At 69.4% G+C, this 16720-nt stretch carries 14 protein-coding genes and 1 tRNA gene; 5 read left to right on the top strand and 10 right to left on the bottom strand.

What is annotated here, in order from left to right; genetic code table 11:
- The first annotated feature begins 75 nt into the window (after positions 1-75).
- Both C1703_RS09410 and C1703_RS09405 read left to right on the top strand, forming a co-directional pair.
- A complete protein-coding gene (locus C1703_RS09410; protein ID WP_114251474.1) occupies positions 76-1476 on the top strand; it encodes an aminotransferase class V-fold PLP-dependent enzyme in 1401 nt (466 codons plus the stop codon).
- A complete protein-coding gene (locus tag C1703_RS09405) occupies positions 1473-2915 on the top strand; it encodes a SidA/IucD/PvdA family monooxygenase (RefSeq protein WP_114251473.1) in 1443 nt (480 codons plus the stop codon). Before C1703_RS09410 ends, C1703_RS09405 begins: the two co-directional genes overlap by 4 nt.
- 21 nt (positions 2916-2936) lie before the next feature.
- Here C1703_RS09405 and C1703_RS09400 read toward each other — a convergent pair whose 3' ends face one another.
- Complete coding sequence (locus C1703_RS09400) at positions 2937-4745, bottom strand: 5'-nucleotidase C-terminal domain-containing protein (protein WP_114251472.1); 1809 nt, start codon at positions 4743-4745, stop codon at positions 2937-2939.
- A 164-nt stretch (positions 4746-4909) separates the two neighbouring features.
- Between C1703_RS09400 and C1703_RS09395 the strand changes: the two genes are divergently transcribed.
- Together C1703_RS09395 and pyk are read left to right on the top strand one after the other, a co-directional pair.
- A complete protein-coding gene (locus C1703_RS09395) occupies positions 4910-5629 on the top strand; it encodes an SIMPL domain-containing protein (RefSeq protein WP_114251471.1) in 720 nt (239 codons plus the stop codon).
- Positions 5630-5803: 174 nt separating this feature from the next.
- Positions 5804-7240 carry a pyruvate kinase gene (gene pyk, locus C1703_RS09390; RefSeq protein ID WP_114251470.1) on the top strand — a complete coding sequence of 479 codons (1437 nt, stop codon included), beginning with the start codon at positions 5804-5806 and terminating at the stop codon, positions 7238-7240.
- A gap of 7 nt (positions 7241-7247) precedes the next feature.
- Here the strand turns inward: pyk and C1703_RS09385 are convergent, their stop codons facing one another.
- Complete coding sequence (locus C1703_RS09385) at positions 7248-7994, bottom strand: helix-turn-helix domain-containing protein (protein ID WP_114251469.1); 747 nt, start codon at positions 7992-7994, stop codon at positions 7248-7250.
- Between the two features lie 106 nt (positions 7995-8100).
- Positions 8101-8175: transfer RNA gene (locus tag C1703_RS09380), tRNA-Leu, on the bottom strand.
- Between the two features lie 102 nt (positions 8176-8277).
- Between C1703_RS09380 and C1703_RS09375 the strand changes: the two genes are divergently transcribed.
- Complete coding sequence (locus C1703_RS09375; RefSeq protein ID WP_031115650.1) at positions 8278-8934, top strand: response regulator; 657 nt, start codon at positions 8278-8280, stop codon at positions 8932-8934.
- A 69-nt stretch (positions 8935-9003) separates the two neighbouring features.
- On the opposite strand, the gene C1703_RS09370 is transcribed toward C1703_RS09375, so the two are convergent.
- From C1703_RS09370 to C1703_RS09340, 7 genes are all read right to left on the bottom strand, one after another.
- Positions 9004-9720, bottom strand: coding sequence for an ABC transporter ATP-binding protein (locus tag C1703_RS09370; protein WP_114251468.1), 717 nt, complete (start codon positions 9718-9720; stop codon positions 9004-9006).
- The gene (locus C1703_RS09365) at positions 9717-10580 is read right to left on the bottom strand and encodes an ABC transporter ATP-binding protein (protein ID WP_114251467.1); all 864 of its coding nucleotides are present in this window, start codon (positions 10578-10580) and stop codon (positions 9717-9719) included. Before C1703_RS09365 ends, C1703_RS09370 begins: the two co-directional genes overlap by 4 nt.
- A 5-nt stretch (positions 10581-10585) precedes the next feature.
- The gene (locus C1703_RS09360) at positions 10586-12397 is read right to left on the bottom strand and encodes a branched-chain amino acid ABC transporter permease (RefSeq protein WP_114251466.1); all 1812 of its coding nucleotides are present in this window, start codon (positions 12395-12397) and stop codon (positions 10586-10588) included.
- A 4-nt stretch (positions 12398-12401) separates the two neighbouring features.
- Positions 12402-13331 carry a branched-chain amino acid ABC transporter permease gene (locus C1703_RS09355; RefSeq protein ID WP_114251465.1) on the bottom strand — a complete coding sequence of 310 codons (930 nt, stop codon included), beginning with the start codon at positions 13329-13331 and terminating at the stop codon, positions 12402-12404.
- A gap of 140 nt (positions 13332-13471) precedes the next feature.
- Entirely contained in the window at positions 13472-14701 is a 1230-nt protein-coding gene (locus C1703_RS09350; RefSeq protein ID WP_114251464.1) for a branched-chain amino acid ABC transporter substrate-binding protein, read from the bottom strand.
- A gap of 512 nt (positions 14702-15213) precedes the next feature.
- Complete coding sequence (locus C1703_RS09345; RefSeq protein ID WP_114251463.1) at positions 15214-16086, bottom strand: trypsin-like serine protease; 873 nt, start codon at positions 16084-16086, stop codon at positions 15214-15216.
- A 119-nt stretch (positions 16087-16205) separates the two neighbouring features.
- Positions 16206-16694, bottom strand: coding sequence for a hotdog fold thioesterase (locus tag C1703_RS09340; RefSeq protein ID WP_114251462.1), 489 nt, complete (start codon positions 16692-16694; stop codon positions 16206-16208).
- Between the last annotated feature and the right edge of the window lie 26 nt (positions 16695-16720).

The following is a 16720-nucleotide window of genomic DNA, read 5'->3' as shown; positions in this document are numbered from 1 at the left end:
GTACGGACGTACCTCCACCCGGGTCCCGTCGTTGGGCTATTCGGGCGCGCCGCCCCGCGCACCGGAGGACAGCCCATGAGCACGCCGCCCCTCGCCTCAGGCCCAGCAGGCCCGTACGCCCTGCGCCCGTTGCTCGACACCGTGCTCGACGCGCTGGACGCCGGCGCCCGGGCCCGGGGCGGGCCGCTGCCGGCGGGCGGGCCGGACGCGGTCGCCGCGCGCCTACGGGACGCCGTGGGCGAAGTCCTGCCCGACCAGGGCGACCCACACGCCCTGCGGACCCTGGTCCGCGCCTTCGCCGAGGGCGCCGCCGACCCGGCCCACCCCCTGTGCGCCGCCCACCTCCACTGCCCGCCCCTCGCCGTCGCCACCGCCGCCGACCTCGCCGCCTCCGCCCTCAACCCGTCCCTGGACTCCTGGGACCAGGCCCCGGCCGCCTCGGAACTGGAGGCGATGGTCACAGCGGCACTGGCCGGAGAGATCTACGGCTCCGGACAGAGCGGACCCCCCGACTCCGTCATCACCACCGGCGGCACCGAGTCCAACCAACTCGCCCTGCTCCTCGCCCGGGAGGCCTGCGGCGGCACCCCACGGCTCGTCGTCGGGGCGAACGCCCACCACTCGCTCCCACGCGCCGCCTGGCTGCTCGGACTGCCCGAACCCGTCGTCGTCCCCGCCCCGGACGGAACGATCGACCCCACCGCGCTCGACGCGGTCCTCACCCGCCTGCCCGGCCCCCTGCTCGTCGCCGCCACCGCCGGCACCACCGACGCCGGACACATCGACCCCCTGCCCGAGATCGCCGCCCGCTGCACCGCCCACGGCGCCCGGCTGCACATCGACGCCGCCTACGGCGGAGGCCTCCTCTTCAGCGACCGGCACCGCACCCGCCTCACCGGCCTCGACGCCGCCGACACCGTCACCCTCGACCTGCACAAGCTCGGCTGGCAACCGGTCGCCGCAGGCCTCCTCGCCGTCAAAGACGCACACGACCTCACCGCCCTGCGGCAGCGCGCCGACTACCTGAACGCCACCGACGACACCGAAGCCGGCCTGCCCGACCTCCTCGGCCGCTCCCTGCGCACCACCCGCCGCCCCGACGTCCTCAAACTCGCCGTCACCCTCAAGACCCTCGGCCGCCACGGCCTCGGCACACTCGTCGACCAGGTGTGCGCCCGCGCCCGCGACTTCGCCGCCCTCGTCCACGAACACCCCGGCTTCGAACTGCACGCCCCGCCCGTCATCAGCACCGTGCTGTTCCGGCCCGCGGGCGCCCCCGACACCACCGTCGCCGCCGTACGCCGCGCGCTCCTCACCGACGGCCGCGCCGTCCTCGGCCGGGCCCGCCTCGACGGCCGGCTCTGGCTCAAGGCCACCCTCCTCAACCCCGCCACCGGCCCCGACGACCTGGCCGCCCTGCTGCACCTCGTGGCAGCGCGCCGAGCGACACTCGCGGAAGGACACACCCCCCGATGAACCCCCCACCGACCCCCGACCCCACCCCCACGCCCCACCCGCACCACGAGCCCGACGCCCCCCGCGACCTCGTCGGCGTCGGCATCGGCCCCGCCAACCTCTCCCTCGCCGCCCTCGCCCACCCGCTCGACGGCCTCGACCCCGCCTTCTACGACCAGCGCCCCGCCTTCGCCTGGCACCCCGGCCTGCTCATCGAAGACACCACCATCCAGGTCCCGTTCCTCGCCGACCTGGTCACCCTCGCCGACCCCACCAGCCCCTGGACCTTCCTCAACTGGCTCAGGTCCCGCGAACGGCTCTTCCCCTTCTACTTCGCCGAGCGGTTCCACATCCAGCGCGCCGAGTACGACGCCTACTGCCGCTGGGTCTCCGAGAACCTCCCCGGCCTGCACTTCGGCCACCAGGTCGACGCCGTCCGCTGGAACCCCGAACGCGACCTGTTCGAAGTCGACTTCACCCAACTCGACACCGACGGCGAAGCAGAGGCCCTCGGCCGGACGTACACCCGCAACGTCGTCCTCGGCATCGGCACCGAGCCCTACGTCCCCGACCCCCTCAAACCCCTCGCCGAGGCCCCCGGCGTCCCGGTCCTGCACGCCGCCGACTACCTCGACCACCGCGCCGCCCTCCTCGCCGCCGAACACGTCACCGTCGTCGGCATCGGACAGTCCGGCGCCGAGATCTTCCTCGACCTGCTCCGCAACCGGCCCGCCGGACGCGAGAAACTCCACTGGCTCGGCCGCACCGAGGCCTTCGCCCCCATGGAGTACTCCAAGCTCGGCCTGGAGCACTTCACCCCCGACCACACCCGCTACTTCCACGCCCTGCCCGAGACCGCCCGCGACCGGCTCGTCGCCGGACAGTGGCAGCTCCACAAGGGCATCGACGCCGGCACCATCGCCGCCATCCACGACGAGCTCTACCGCCGCACCCTGCACGGCGGCTGGCCCGACGCCGTCCTCACCCCGGGCGTCCGCGTCCGCACCGCCGGCCGCGTCGCCACGACCAAAGTGGAACTGCACCTGGAACACGCCCGCCAGGACAGCCGCTCCCGCCTCACCACCGACGCCGTCGTCCTCGCCACCGGCTACCGCGAACGCCCCCTCGACCGCGTCCTCGCCGGCCTCGACCCCTACATGCGCCGCGACAGCCAGGAACGCCCGCGCGTCGACGAGGACCACCGGCTCGTCCTCGACCCGTCCGTCTCCGGCTCGGTGTACGTCCAGAACGCCGAGACCCACACCCACGGCGTCGGCACACCCGACCTCGGCCTCACCGCCTGGCGCGGCGCGATCATCCTCAACTCCCTGACCGGCAGGGAGGCCTACCGGCTCCCGAGCCGCACCGCCTTCACCACCTTCGGCCTCACCCAGCGGCAACAGGTGCCGCCGCCCCGCGAGGCACCGGCCCTGACCCCGCTCGTCGACGACCGAAGGTGACGAAGGACGCGGCTACGCCGGTCAGAAGACGGGCGTGCCGTTCCGCGTGAGCTTCCAGTCCACCGCGGCGAACTCGGCCGGATCGATCGACCCCTTCGCCTTCACCCAGGCGATCATGGTGTTGCGGATCTCGTCCGAGTTCGACCACAGCAGCGGCGCGGCGGCGACATGCGGGAAGTTCCCGCCGCCGTTGGCCCGGTAGTTGTTCACCGCGAACACGAACTTCGCGTCGTCCGCCAGCGGCTGCCCCTCGAACCGCACGTTCGTCACCCGCGACCCGGCCGGCTTCGCGATGTCGATCTCGTACGACAGACCGCTCACCACGTCGTAGTTGTAGTCCGGCGTCCCGCCCGCGTTCGTCAGCTTCGCCGGGTCCACCGGCTCGCCCGGCGCCGTCTGCGTGAAGTAGTTCGCCGAGTACTCCAGGTACGCCTTCAGCTGCGCGCCCGTCATCAGACGCGCCTCCAGCGTGTTCTCGAAGACGTACAGCCCCGCCACGTCCCGGATGGTCACCTCGCCCGCCGGGATCCGGGCGGACCGCGAGAAGCACGCCGCCTGCGACAGCACCGGCAGCGCCGCGTGCTCCGTGCCCGCGAGCGCCTGCTTCACCGTGTCCGCCTGGATGTGGTTGATCAGATCGATGATCGGCACGTCCTTGTACGGCGCCTCGGCCGACGTCATCTCCGCCGCGTTCGTGCCGATCACCTGGTTGACGTACGCCACGACCTTCTCGTGCTCGTCCGACAACAGCCGCACGATCGCCGGGTCCTCCTCCACGGTGTTGGAGTTCAGGACCTGCGCACCGACCTTCTCGACCTTCCAGCAGCCCTTCTCCCAGACCAGCTCGAAGTCGAACAGCGTCAGCCGCTGCCCCCACTTCAGCGGCTCCGACAGCACGACCTGCTTGCCGGTCTTCTTGTTCGTCACGAAGTACTCGGGGATCTCCGTGTGCGCGTGCCCCACCAGGATCGCGTCGATGCCCGGCACCTGCTCGGCCACCAGACCGGCCGCGTTCTCGATGTACGGCAGCTGGTCACCGTAGGACGACGTCCCCGACGAACCACTGTGCGCCGAGACGATCACGACGTCCGCGCCCATCGACCGCAGCTTCGGCACCCACTTCGCCGCCTGCTCCTCCAGACCCGGGAACGTCATCTTCCCCTGCACGTTCGCCTTGTCCCAGATCGCGATGCCCGGGTTCGTCAGCCCCAGCACCGCCACCTTCACATCCCGCCCGAACGGCGTGCGCAGCCGGTGCATGCTGTACGGCGGGAACGCCGGGCGCAGCGTCTTCGCGTCCAGCGCGTTCGCGCCCAGCAGCGGGAAGCGGCACTGCTGCTCGAACTTCCGCAGCACCGGAATGCCGTAGTTGAACTCGTGGTTGCCGAGCGCCGCCGCGTCGTAGTCCATGGCGTTCATCGCCTGCGCCATCGGGTGCACCGGGCCGCCCTCGGCGGTGATCGGGTCCACCTTGGCGTAGTAGTACGACAACTGCGTGCCCTGGATCGTGTCGCCCGCGTCGATGAGCAGCGTGTTGCGGCGGCCCTTCTCCGCGCGGACCCGGTTCACCAGGGTGGAGACCTTCGCGAGACCGACGTCGTTGTGCGCCTTGTCGTCGAACTCCTTGTCCGTGAAGTAGTCCCAGTTGAAGACGTTGCCGTGCAGGTCCGTCGTGCCCATCACGGTGAACGCGTACCGCTTCGCACGTCCCCGCGAGCCGTCCCGCGCCTCGGCCGCCTGAGCGCCCGGCGCCCCGACCGCACCGGCCACTGCCACCCCCGCCCCGGTCACGGCGGACTTCTCCAGGAACTTCCGGCGGTTCAACGGCATGGCTGGCACTCCTCGCGGAAACTGTGAACAACGCGCGTGGACAACGCGCGTAGATTCTGACCCGTGCATGACCGGCAGCAACAGCCCCGGCAGGTTGCGATTAGATGACTCGGGATCACCGACTCCAGGCCTCCGGCCAGCCAAGACATGACAGAGTGGGGCGTATGACCACGCCCGCCGGAGATGCCACCCAGCCCGCCGTCCCCTACGGCACGCCCGACGCGCCGCGCATCGCCGTCCGCGGCGAGGCCCGCCTCGAAGTCGACCCCGAGATCGCCCGCATCGGCATCACCGTCGCCGCCCGCGGCCGCGACCGCCGCTCCGCCCTCGACGACCTCACCCGCCGCAACGCCGGCGTCCTCGACCTCGTCAAGTCCTACGGCGACGCCGTCGAACGCCTGGAGACCGGCGCCTTCTCCATCACCCCCGAACTCACCAAACACGGCCGCGGCGAACGCGTCCGCACCTACCACGGCAGCGTCCACGTCACCGCCGAACTCACCGACTTCACCGCCCTCGGCGAACTCACCACCCGCCTCGCCGACCTCGAACTCACCCGCGTCGACGGCCCCTGGTGGGCCCTGCGCCCCGACTCACCCGCCCACCGCGAAGCCCGCAAGAAAGCCGTGACGGAAGCCGTCCAACGCGCCCGCGAATACGCCGAGGCACTCGGCACCACCCTCTCCGCCCTCGTCGAACTCGCCGACATCGGCGCGGAGAGCAGCCCGCCCGCCTTCCCCCAGGCCCCCGGCCGCATGCGCTCCGCCGGCTACGGCGCCGCCGCCGAAAGCGCCCCCGCCGCACCCCTCGACCTCGAACCCCAACGCCAGCGCGTCCACGCCCAGATCAACGCCCGCTTCACGATGGTGCCGCCGCGGCTGTAAGCCCCACGGGGAAACGAATCGAAATTCCGAATGCGCGAACGAATTCCCCCGGGGCGCTCATCGGAGCACCCCGCCGCACAATTCAACACTTGTCCATAACACTTCACGCAAAGTCTGTTGAGTAGTCATGCACGGCCAATTCTCTACCCGCCGGTAACTCATAGGCTCGGACCTATGCGCCGAGCGAAGATCGTCTGCACCCTTGGACCCGCCACCGACTCGTACGACCAGATCAAAGACCTGGTCGACGCCGGAATGGACGTAGCCCGCTTCAACCTCAGCCACGGCGAACACGCCGAACACGAGGAGCGCTACCACCGGGTCCGCAAGGCCGCCGACGAAACCGGCCGCAGCGTCGGCCTCCTCGCCGATCTTCAAGGCCCGAAAATCCGCCTCGGCCGCTTCACCGAAGGCCCCGTACTCCTCGAACGCGGCGACACCTTCACCATCACCGTCGAAGACGGCACCGAAGGCGACGGCCACATGTGCGGCACCACCTACGCCGGCCTCGCCGACGACGTCACCCCCGGCGAACGCATCCTCGTCGACGACGGCAAAGTCTGCCTCGAAGTCACCCAGGTCGACGGCCCCCGCGTCCACACCACCGTCATCGAAGGCGGCGTCATCTCCGACCACAAGGGCCTCAACCTCCCCGGCGTCGCCGTCTCCGTCCCCGCCCTCTCCAAGAAGGACGAGGACGACCTCCGCTGGGCCCTGCGCACCGGCTTCGACGTCATCGCCCTCTCCTTCGTCCGCAGCGGCCGCGACATCCAGGACGTCCACCGCATCATGGACGAGGAAGGCCGCCGCCTCCCCGTCATCGCCAAAGTCGAAAAACCCCAGGCCGTCCAGAACATCGACGACATCGTCGCCGCCTTCGACGGCATCATGGTCGCCCGCGGAGACCTCGGCGTCGAAATGCCGCTCGAACAGGTCCCGATCGTCCAGAAGCGCGCGATCAAACTGGCGAAGCGCAACGCCAAACCGGTCATCGTCGCCACCCAGATGCTCGACTCCATGATCGACAACGCCCGCCCGACCCGCGCGGAAGCCTCCGACGTCGCCAACGCCGTCATCGACGGCACCGACGCGGTGATGCTCTCCGGCGAGACGAGCGTCGGCAAACACCCGATCGAAACGGTCCGCACCATGGCCCGCATCGTCGAAGCGGCGGAAGAAGACATCCTGGCCAAGGGCCTCCCACCCCTGACCGAACGCAACAAGCCCCGCACCCAGGGCGGCGCGGTAGCCCGAGCCGCCGCCGAAATGGGCGACTTCCTCGGCGCGAAATTCCTCGTCGCCTTCACCCAGTCCGGCGACACGGCCCGCCGCCTCTCCCGCTACCGCTCACCCATCCCCCTGCTGGCCTTCACCCCCGACCAGGCGACCCGCTCCCAGCTCGCCCTGACATGGGGCGTCGAGACGTTCCTCGGCCCGGAGGTCGGCTCGACCGACGCGATGGTCGACCAGGTCGACGAACTGCTCCTCCGCTACGGCCGCTGCGCCAAGGGCGACACGGTGGTCATCACGGCCGGCTCCCCGCCCGGCGTCTCGGGCTCCACGAACATGGTCCGCGTCCACCACATCGGGGAGGACGACAGCCCGCGGTAGGGCGTCGTCAGTACTTGGGGCCTACGTGGGCGTCCATGAGGGCGACGGAGGCTTTGCGGGCGATGGAGATGTTGAACGCGCTTGCCTGCTTCCAGTCGACGCCCACCTGGTCCAAGGCATGGGTGAAGAGACGGACGATGTCGGTAGAGCGGTTGGTGAAGAAGTACCGCGGATACTCGTAGCGCCTCCGCTCGCCGCCGACGATTCGGGTGGTCCAGTTGGTGATCCGGCAGCCGTCGGAGTGGATGAGTCCGCGGATGAACTCCCAGGGGTGGGCCTCGACGATGACTTGCTGCCAGGGAGCGAGGGCGATGGGGCGTTCGTGCTTCTTGCCGGGACCGTGCTGGGGGATGAGATGCGGCCAGTGTCTGCTGTAGCTGACCACCGAGACGTATCCCTGTGCCTGAACGCGGTAGGTGCGCCCGCTCGGGCTGATGGCACGCATGGCGGTCTCGCAGGCGTCGATCAGGCCCGGCCACGAGTCCGCGCAGGCGATCCGCAGGTAGTAGCCGGTGCCGCGAGGGTGACCGCTGATGCAGCCATCACCGAGATAGAGGCCCAGCAGATAGGCGTAAGCGCGCTCATCGGCAGGCGGCCCGGGGTCTGCGTGCGCCATGCGGGGCAGCGGCTCGAGGCGGTCCCGCCAGGACCGGATCGCGGCGCGTGAGATTCCTGTCTCACGGCTCACCGAGTTCAGGCTGCGGCCCTGAGCCACCAGTGCGAGTGCTCGCTTACGTGTGCTGAGGTCGTACATGAGGCCACTGTCAGAGTGCGGTCGTGACGACACGCAGCAAAAAGCGGATGTTCACGAGAACGTGGACATCCGCTTCGAATGGGTGACCTTGGAAACCAAGGAAAAGTGCCCCGGGTCGGACTCGAACCGACACTGTATGGGTTTTGAATCCATTGCCTGCTGCCAATTGGGCTACCGGGGCCCGGTGAATCCAAGGTTGACCTCGACCCACTGCCCGACCACCATACCGCAGCTAGGTACGCTCTTGGGAGCAGTACCGGCCTGCCCCTACCAAGGAGCCCACGTGAGCGCCCCCGAGTCGCCCCAGCCTGTTGACGTGCCTGATGAGGACAAGTCGCACGTGCCTCCGATGACGACGCGGGTCGTCATCGCCGAGGACGAGGCGCTGATCCGGCTCGATCTCAAAGAGATGCTGGAGGAGGAGGGGTACACCGTCGTCGGTGAGGCCGGTGACGGTGAGCAGGCCGTGGAGCTGGCCCGTGAGCACCGCCCCGACCTGGTGATCCTGGACGTGAAGATGCCGAAGCTGGACGGTATCTCCGCGGCGGAGAAGATCGCCGAGGAGAGCATCGCGCCGGTGCTGATGCTGACCGCGTTCTCGCAGCGGGATCTCGTGGAGCGCGCGCGGGACGCCGGTGCCATGGCGTACCTGGTGAAGCCGTTCAGCAAGACGGATGTCGTCCCGGCGATCGAGATGGCCGTCTCGCGGTTCACGGAGCTGAAGGAGCTGGAGAAGGAGGTCGCCGACCTCACGCTCCGGCTGGAGACGCGCAAGCTGGTGGACCGGGCGAAGTCGATCCTGCAGACGGAGTACGGGCTGACGGAGCCGGCGGCGTTCCGGTGGATCCAGAAGACGTCGATGGACCGCCGTATGTCGATGCAGCAGGTCGCGGAGGCGGTCATCCAGGACGCCGAGGAGAAGAAGGCCAACAAGGGCTGAGCGATACGACAGGGCCCGCTTGACTTCCCTGCGGAAGTCAAGCGGGCCCTTTCGTATACGGCAGGGACCTCAGTCCTCGCCCAGGTACGCCTTGCGTACCGACTCGTCGTGCAGCAGGTCCTGCCCCGTCCCGGAGAGGACGACGTTGCCGACCTCCATGACGTGGCCCTGGTCGGCCAGGGACAGCGCCGCCTGGGCGTTCTGTTCGACGAGGAGGATGGTCGTGCCCTGGGCCTTCAGCTCGGAGATCGTCGCCATGATCTTCTGCATCATGATCGGGGAGAGGCCCATGGAGGGCTCGTCGAGCATGAGGAGCTTGGGCTGGGACATCAGGGCGCGGCCCATGGCGAGCATCTGCTGCTCACCGCCGGAGAGGGTGCCCGCGGCCTGGTTGCGGCGTTCCCCGAGGATGGGGAACAGGTCGTACGCCTTCTGGATGTCCTTTTCGATGCCGTCCTTGTCCTTCCGCAGGAAGGCACCGAGCTGGAGGTTTTCGAAGATGGTGAGGCGGGGGAAGATGTGCCGGCCTTCGGGGGAGTGGGCGAGTCCGAGGGCGACGATCTTGTGGGCGGGGACTCCGTTGAGGGGTTTGCCGTCGAAGAGGATCTTCCCGGACGTCGGCTTGAGCAGGCCCGACAGCGTGCGCAGGGTCGTCGTCTTGCCGGCGCCGTTGGTGCCGATGAGGGTGACGACCTGGCCGGCATCGACGCTGAAGGAGATGCCTTTGACGGCTTCGATCTTGCCGTAGGAGACCCGGAGGTCTTCGACCTCGAGGAGTGCGGTCACTTGGCTTCTCCCTTGGTGCTGCTGGTGGTGCTGGTCGCGTCGGCGGCGGCTTCGGCGGCCTCGACCTCGGCGGCTTCGGCCTCGCCCGGATCGCCTTCGAAGGGTTCGCCGAGGTAGGCGGCGACGACGCGTTCGTCGGCCTGGACGACGTCGGGGGTGCCTTCGACGAGCTTCTCGCCCTGGACGAGGACGGCGACGCGGTCGCTCAGGTTGAAGACGAAGCGCATGTCGTGCTCGATGAGGAGGACGGCGATGCCCTTGTCGCGGATGGCGAAGACCAACTCCTCGGTGGCGCGGGTCTCCTGGGGGTTCATGCCGGCCGTGGGCTCGTCGAGCAGGAGCAGGCCGGGTTCGGAGGCCAGGGCCCGTGCGATCTCCAGCTTGCGCTGTTCGCCGTAGGGGAGGTTGCGGGCCAGGTGGTCGCGTTTGTGGGCGAGGCCGATGAACTCCAGGAGTTCCATGGCGCGTTCTTCGCTGGCCTTTTCCGCCTTCTTGAAGCCGGGGCCGCGCAGGAGGGCCGACCAGAGGCCTTCCTTGGTCCGCGTGTGGCGGCCGACGAGGACGTTTTCCAGGACCGTCATGTTGGCGAACAGGCGGATGTTCTGGAAGGTGCGGGCGATGCCGGCCTGGGTGACGAGGTGGGGCTTGGGCGGGAGGACGGTGCCCTTGTAGGAGACCGTGCCCTCCGTCGGGACGTAGAGGCCGGTGAGGCAGTTGAAGAACGTCGTCTTGCCGGCGCCGTTGGGGCCGATGAGGCCGACGATCTCGCCGGCGTTGACCGTGAAGTCGACGGAGCGGACGGCGGTGAGGCCGCCGAAGCGCATCGTGACGTCGCGGGCTTCGAGTACAGGTGTCGTCATGATGGTTACGCCCCCGCCTTGGTGACGGCCGGTTCGTCGGTCAGCGTGGTCTGTTTGGGTACGTCGAGTTGGCCGGTCTCGTGGAATTCGAGCTGGCGCCGGCGGTTGGCGATGATGCCTTCGGGGCGGAAGCGCATCAGGAGGATGAGCGCGATGCCGAAGGCGAGGAGCGACTTGTCCTGGAGGAAGACGAGCTTCTCGGGGAGCAGGTAGAGCAGGGCCGCGCCGAGGAGCGGGCCGGCGACGGTGCCCATGCCGCCGAGGACGACCGCGGCCAGGAGGAACGCGGAGTTGGGCGGGGTGGAGCCGGCGAACTGGTACGGCGTGGGGACGACGCTGTAGGTGACGTGGGCGCTGACGGTGCCGGCGAGGCCGGCGAGGGCGGCGCCGAGGGCGAAGGCGATGAGTTTGACGCGGAAGCCGTTGATGCCCATGGCGGTGGCGGCGGTCTCGTCCTCGCGGATGGCGATCCAGGAGCGGCCGATGCGGGAGTCCGCTGCACGCGTGTAGACCAGGACGACGATGGCCATGATGAGGACCATCAGCAGGTAGTAGTTGGCGAAGCGGCCGAGGGTGAATCCGCCGATGTCGTGGGCCTGGCCGAAGTTGAAGCCGAGGAGGTTCAGGTCGGGGATGTTGGCGATGCCGTTGGGGCCGTTGGTGACGTCGGGTCCGGAGTCGCCGTCCATGTTGTTGACGGCGATGCGGAAGATCTCTCCGAAGCCGAGGGTGACGATGGCGAGGTAGTCGCCGCGCAGTCGCAGGGTCGGGGCGCCGATGAGGACGCCGAAGACGAGGGAGGCGGCGGCGCCGGTGAGGGCGGAGGCCCAGAAGGGGAAGTGGACGCCGGAGATGGTGGAGAACTCGGAGCCGGAGACGAGGGCGGCGGTGTAGGCGCCGACGCCGAGGAAGGCGACGTATCCGAGGTCGAGGAGTCCGGCGAGGCCGACGACGATGTTGAGGCCGAGGGCGACGGTCCCGAAGATCAGGATGTTGACGCCGATGTTGGCGTAGTGGTCGTCGGTCTGGGTGAAGGGGAAGGCGATGGCCGCGGCGAAGCCCATGGCGAGGGTGAAGCTGCGGTTGGCGGCGACCTGTGCGGAGAAGCGGTCGAGGAGGCCGGCGGTGTGCAGCGCCCACATGGCGAAGGTGACGACGAAGAGGTAGCCGACGAAGAGTTCGCCGTACTCGGTGTCGATGCCGTAGGTGAAGACGCCGAGGCCGATGATGGTGACGACGGTGATGACGGCCCGCTGGACCCAGGGCGCGGTGGCCGCGGGTGCGGGGATCCGGTCGGGCTTGGCGATGTAGGCCTTGAGGGCTTCCTTGGTGCCGTCGGTGCCGGTGCGCTCCTGGGGGAGGGCGAAGGCGCCGATGAGGGGCAGGAGGGAGGCGAGGGCCGCGATCCAGCCGCCGGGTTCGAGGTTGACGACGCCGCCGAGTTCGACGCTGATGGCGATGACGGTGAACCAGGTGACGGCGAAGCCGCCGAGTGCGGTGAGGACGAGGGGTGCGTTGTTGCGGGCGGGCAGGAGCCAGCCGAGGCCGCGGATGCCGTACGCGGCGAGGGTGAAGAGGGCGGTGAGGAGGCCGGCGGTGAAGGTGAGCCACTGCAGGCCGCCGGGGTAGCCGTTGATGGTGAGGTCGCCGGGGAACTCGTCGGTCCAGGTCCAGGCGAGGAAGGCGGAGGCCGCGGTGGCGATGCCGCCGGCGAGGAGCAGGGCGCGGGCGGCTGCCAGGGGCAGCGGTATGAGGCCGCGCAGTGCGGGCGGCGCGGGGGTGGCGTCCGGGGCGGGGGTCTTGGTCGTCTCGGTCATGTGATCACGCCCTGTCCGCGACGCGCTCGCCGAGCAGGCCCTGTGGCCTGAAGAGGAGCACGAGGATGAGGAGGCAGAAGGCCCACACGTTGGCCCAGCTCTGGCCGCCGAGCTGCTGCATGCCGGGGATCTCGTCGATGTAGGCGGAGGCGAGGGTCTCGGCGATGCCGAGGACGACGCCGCCGAGCATGGCGCCGTAGATGTTGCCGATGCCGCCGAGGACGGCCGCGGTGAAGGCCTTGAGGCCCATGAGGAAGCCCATGCGGTAGTCGACGTTGCCGTACTTGAGTCCGTAGGCGACGGCGGCGACGGCGGCGAAGAAGCCGCCGATGGCGAAGGCGATGACGATGATGCGGTTGGTGTCGATGCCCATGAGCTGTGCGGTGTCGGGGTCCTGCGCGGTGGCCTGCATGGCGCGGCCGGTGCGGCTGCGGCGCACGAAGAAGGCGAGCGCGGCCATGCAGAGGACCGCGGCGAGGATGAGGAAGATGTCGGCGTCCTTGATGGTGATGGAGCCGATGTCGTGGGTGGCGTCGAGGCCGGGGAAGGCGCGGGCGCGGTCGGCGCCGGGGTAGAAGTTGCGGACGACCTCCTGGAGGGCCAGGGAGAGGCCGATGGCCGTGATGAGGGGTGCCAGTCGTGGTGCTCCGCGCAGGGGGCGGTAGGCGAACCGTTCCGCTCCGACGGCGATGAGGATGGCCACGAGGGCGCCGCCGAGGAGCATCAGCGGTACGGCGAGGGCCATCGAGGTGCCGTCGGGGAGGATGTAGAAGTAGACCGTGAGGGCGCCGAACGCTCCGGTCATGAAGATCTCGCCGTGCGCGAAGTTGATGAGCTGGACGATGCCGTACACCATCGTGTAGCCGATGGCGATCAGCCCGTACATCGAGCCGAGAAGCAGCCCGTTGGCCAGCTGCTGCGGCAGGGTGTTCACCGCGTGGCCTCCATGTCGCTGGTGGTCGTGTGCACTGGATGCGTGCGTGGTCGCGTGCTGTGTGGGGGTGTGAAAACGGGCCGCGCGGTCGGGGTCCTCCTCCCGCGCGGCCCGTGGTGCGGCTTTCTGGGGGGCCGGGACTACTGCAGGTCGGCGGTGCCGGTTTCCACGGCCTTCCAGGCACCCTTCTCGACCTGGTAGACCGTCAGCTGCTTGTTGGTGGTGTCGCCGTACTGGTCGAAGGAGACCTTGCCGGTGAGGCCTTCGAAGTCGGACTTCTGGACTCCGTCGACGACCTTGGAGCGCAGGTCGTTGATGTCGGTGGGCACCTTGCCGCCGTTGGCGTCGGCCGCGGCCTTGACGGCCTTGATGATGGCGGTGGCGGCGTCGTAGGCGTAGGCGCCGTAGGCGCCGTAGTCGCCCTTGTAGCCCTTGTCCTTGTAGGTCTGGATGAACTGCTTGGCGGCGGGCAGGGTGTCGGCGGGGACGCCGATGGCGGTGACGAGGTCGCCCTCGGAGGACTTGCCGGCGGCCTCGATGTAGGTGGAGGCGAACATGCCGTCGCCGCCGAAGAGCGGGATCTTGACGCCGGCGTCCTTGAGCTGCTTGGTGATCAGCGCGGACTCGTCGTACTGGCCGCCGTAGTAGAGCAGGTCGGCACCGGAGTTCTTGATCTTGGTGACGAGGGAGCCGAAGTCCTTGTCGCCGGTGTTGACGTGGTCGGTCGCGACGACCTTGCCGCCGAGCTTCTTGAACTGCTCGTTGAAGATCTTCGCGAGGCCGGCGCCGTAGGTCTGCTTGTCGTCGACGACGAAGGCCTTCTTCTTCTTGAGGCCGTTGTAGGCGTAGCCGGCGGCGAAGCTGCCCTGCAGTTCGTCGGTGGTGGCGGTGCGGAAGTACGTCTTGAAGGGACGCTTCTTGTCCGTCTGCCAGTTCTTGCCCTGGGTGAGCTCGGGGGCGGTGTTCGCGGGGGAGATCTGGGCCATGTTGGCCGAGGCGAAGACCTGCTGCATGGTCTGGGCGACGCCGGAGTTCAGCGGGCCGACGGCTCCGACGACGGTCTTGTCGCCGACGAGGCTGGTGGCGTTGGACTGGCCGGTGGCGGGCTGGGCCTTGTCGTCGAGGGCCTTGAGCTTGAATTTCACGCCCGGGACCCAGTTGTTCTTGTTGGCGTCGTCGACGGCTATCTGGGCGCCGTACTGGATGCCGAGGCCGGTGGTGGAGTTCTCACCGGAGAGGGGGGCGTCGACGCCGATGGTCAGCGTGGTGCCGCTCCCGCTGTCTCCGCTCTTGTCACCGCTGTCGTCTCGGGAGCCGCAGGCGGTGAGAGTCAGAGCTCCGGTCGTGAGAACGGAGGTAAGAATCACCAAGGAACGCTGTCGCACAATCAGTCCTTTCACAGGCAGGCCCCGCCCTGGTCGGGGGGTGAGTGCCGCGCTGGTACCGAACTCCCGATGTGGAGCGGTGACTGGCCGTGACTCTAAGCCCGGGGTAAGGGCAGGGTCAGCGGCGCGGGCTGGCTTGTGACTTTCTTGTTATGACGTGGTGGATGCCCGGTCTCGGTGGCGGGCCGTCTCGGCGGGTTTGGTGGATTTTCGCCGACGTCCGCATTCTGAGAACGCGCACTTCCGGTTGGCAGTGGCTGAGATCGTGCGGTTGCCGTGGAGTGGTCGGCGCGGGCGGAATCGGAAAGGTTCCGCGGCCGGAGATGGGCGTGTGGCGTTGTATTGCGCGCGTGTTACGGAGCGTTACGGAGAGAGAGGAATAGGGGGGAGCGGAGGCCCCACGCGCTACGCGAGTTGATGAATGCGAACGTCGGCGCCCCGCCGCTTCGGGGCTGTGCCCGGTGCGGCGGGGCGGTCGGCGGCGGGCCCGTGCGGGGTTACGGCAGGCGCACGTACGGCGCGAGGAAGGCGCGGGCGCCGGGGGTGTCCAGGCGGTAGGTGACGTTGGTCGCGTAGCAGGGGGTGTCGCCGGTGATGGTGGTCGCGGCGAGGACGCGCCTGCTGTCGATCATCGCGAAGTTGGGGCCGCCCGAGTCGCCGTAGCAGGCGCCTCCGTTGCCCTGCGGCGCGGTCATCGCCAGGCGGGCCCAGGAGTCGTTGAGGGCGTCGAAGGTGACGGGCGCCTTCATGCGGACGCCGCCGCCGGGGTGGGTGTGTCCGCCGGGGCCGTTGACGGCCTCCTGGGTGCCGTAGCCGGCGACGAACCAGTCGGTGCCGTTCAGGCCCCGCGGGCCGAGTCTGCCGAGCTGGTTCGCCGTGGGCAGGGCGGCCGGGGTGAAGCTCCAGCGGGCCTTGACCTGGGCGGCGGGCAGCTGGACCACCGCGATGTCGTGGGTGTCGGAGGCGGGGCCCGGGTAGTCGGGGTGCGAGTGGGCGGTGCCCTCGACGGCGACCGCGGCGGCCTGTGCGGCGGGGTCGCCCGGGTACTTCTTCGCCGCCGCGTCGAGGCCGGACTGCACGTCCTGGTCGAGGGAGACGTAGAACCGCACGTTGTCGGGCCAGTCCGTGGTGCAGTGCGCGGCGGTCAGGAAGGTGTCCGCGTCGATCATGGTGCCGGAGCAGACCCAGTCGACCCGGTCGGGGGTCGCGGGGTCGCCGTCGTTGTCCCAGGTGGCCACGAGCGCGCCGACTTCGGTGCGTTCGGGGGCGGGTGTGGCGTTGTAGGAGTTGATGGCGGCGGACGGCAGCGCGGTGGCGAGCACGGCGGCAGTGGCCGCGGCGGTGACGGCGATGGCGCGTACGGAGGTCAAGAGAAACCCTTCTACGGGTGGGACGGGTCTTCTCCTGTGGGGGGGGAGCGTCAGTGAAGCGCGCGGGGGCGGTCGCGACAAGAGCGCGCCCGCCCCTCCAGGGTTTTCCCTACGTCGGGTCAGCTCGCGGCGCGGATGAACTCCTCGTCGCCCGGCTTCAGGTCGCGCAGCAGGCAGGTCAGCCGGGCGGTACACACCCTTTTGTCGTTTTCGTCCGTGATGATGATTTCGTAGGTGGCGGTGGAGCGCCCCCGGTGCACGGGCGTGGCCACACCCGTGACCAGGCCGGAGCGCGCCCCGCGGTGGTGGGTGCAGTTCAGGTCGACCCCCACGGCGATCTTGGAGCTGCCGCCGTGCAGCATCGAGCCGATCGAGCCCAGCGTCTCGGCGAGCACCGCGGAGGCCCCGCCGTGCAGCAGTCCGTAGGGCTGGGTGTTGCCCTCCACCGGCATCGTCCCGACGACCCGGTCCGCCGACGCCTCGCTGATCTGGACGCCCATCCGGGTCCCGAGGTGGCCCGCGGAGAACAGGGCCGGGAGGTCGACGCCGAGGGAGGCGTACTCGTCGATGACCTCTTGCGGGAACTTCACATGCTGCTGCTCACCCATGGGGCCCGGCTCCGTTCGTCCTCATC

It is taken from the genome of Streptomyces sp. Go-475, assembly GCF_003330845.1.
Classification (GTDB): domain Bacteria; phylum Actinomycetota; class Actinomycetes; order Streptomycetales; family Streptomycetaceae; genus Streptomyces.
The sequence above is the reverse complement of the archived record's forward strand: the minus strand, read 5'-3'. Positions and strand labels throughout refer to the sequence as shown.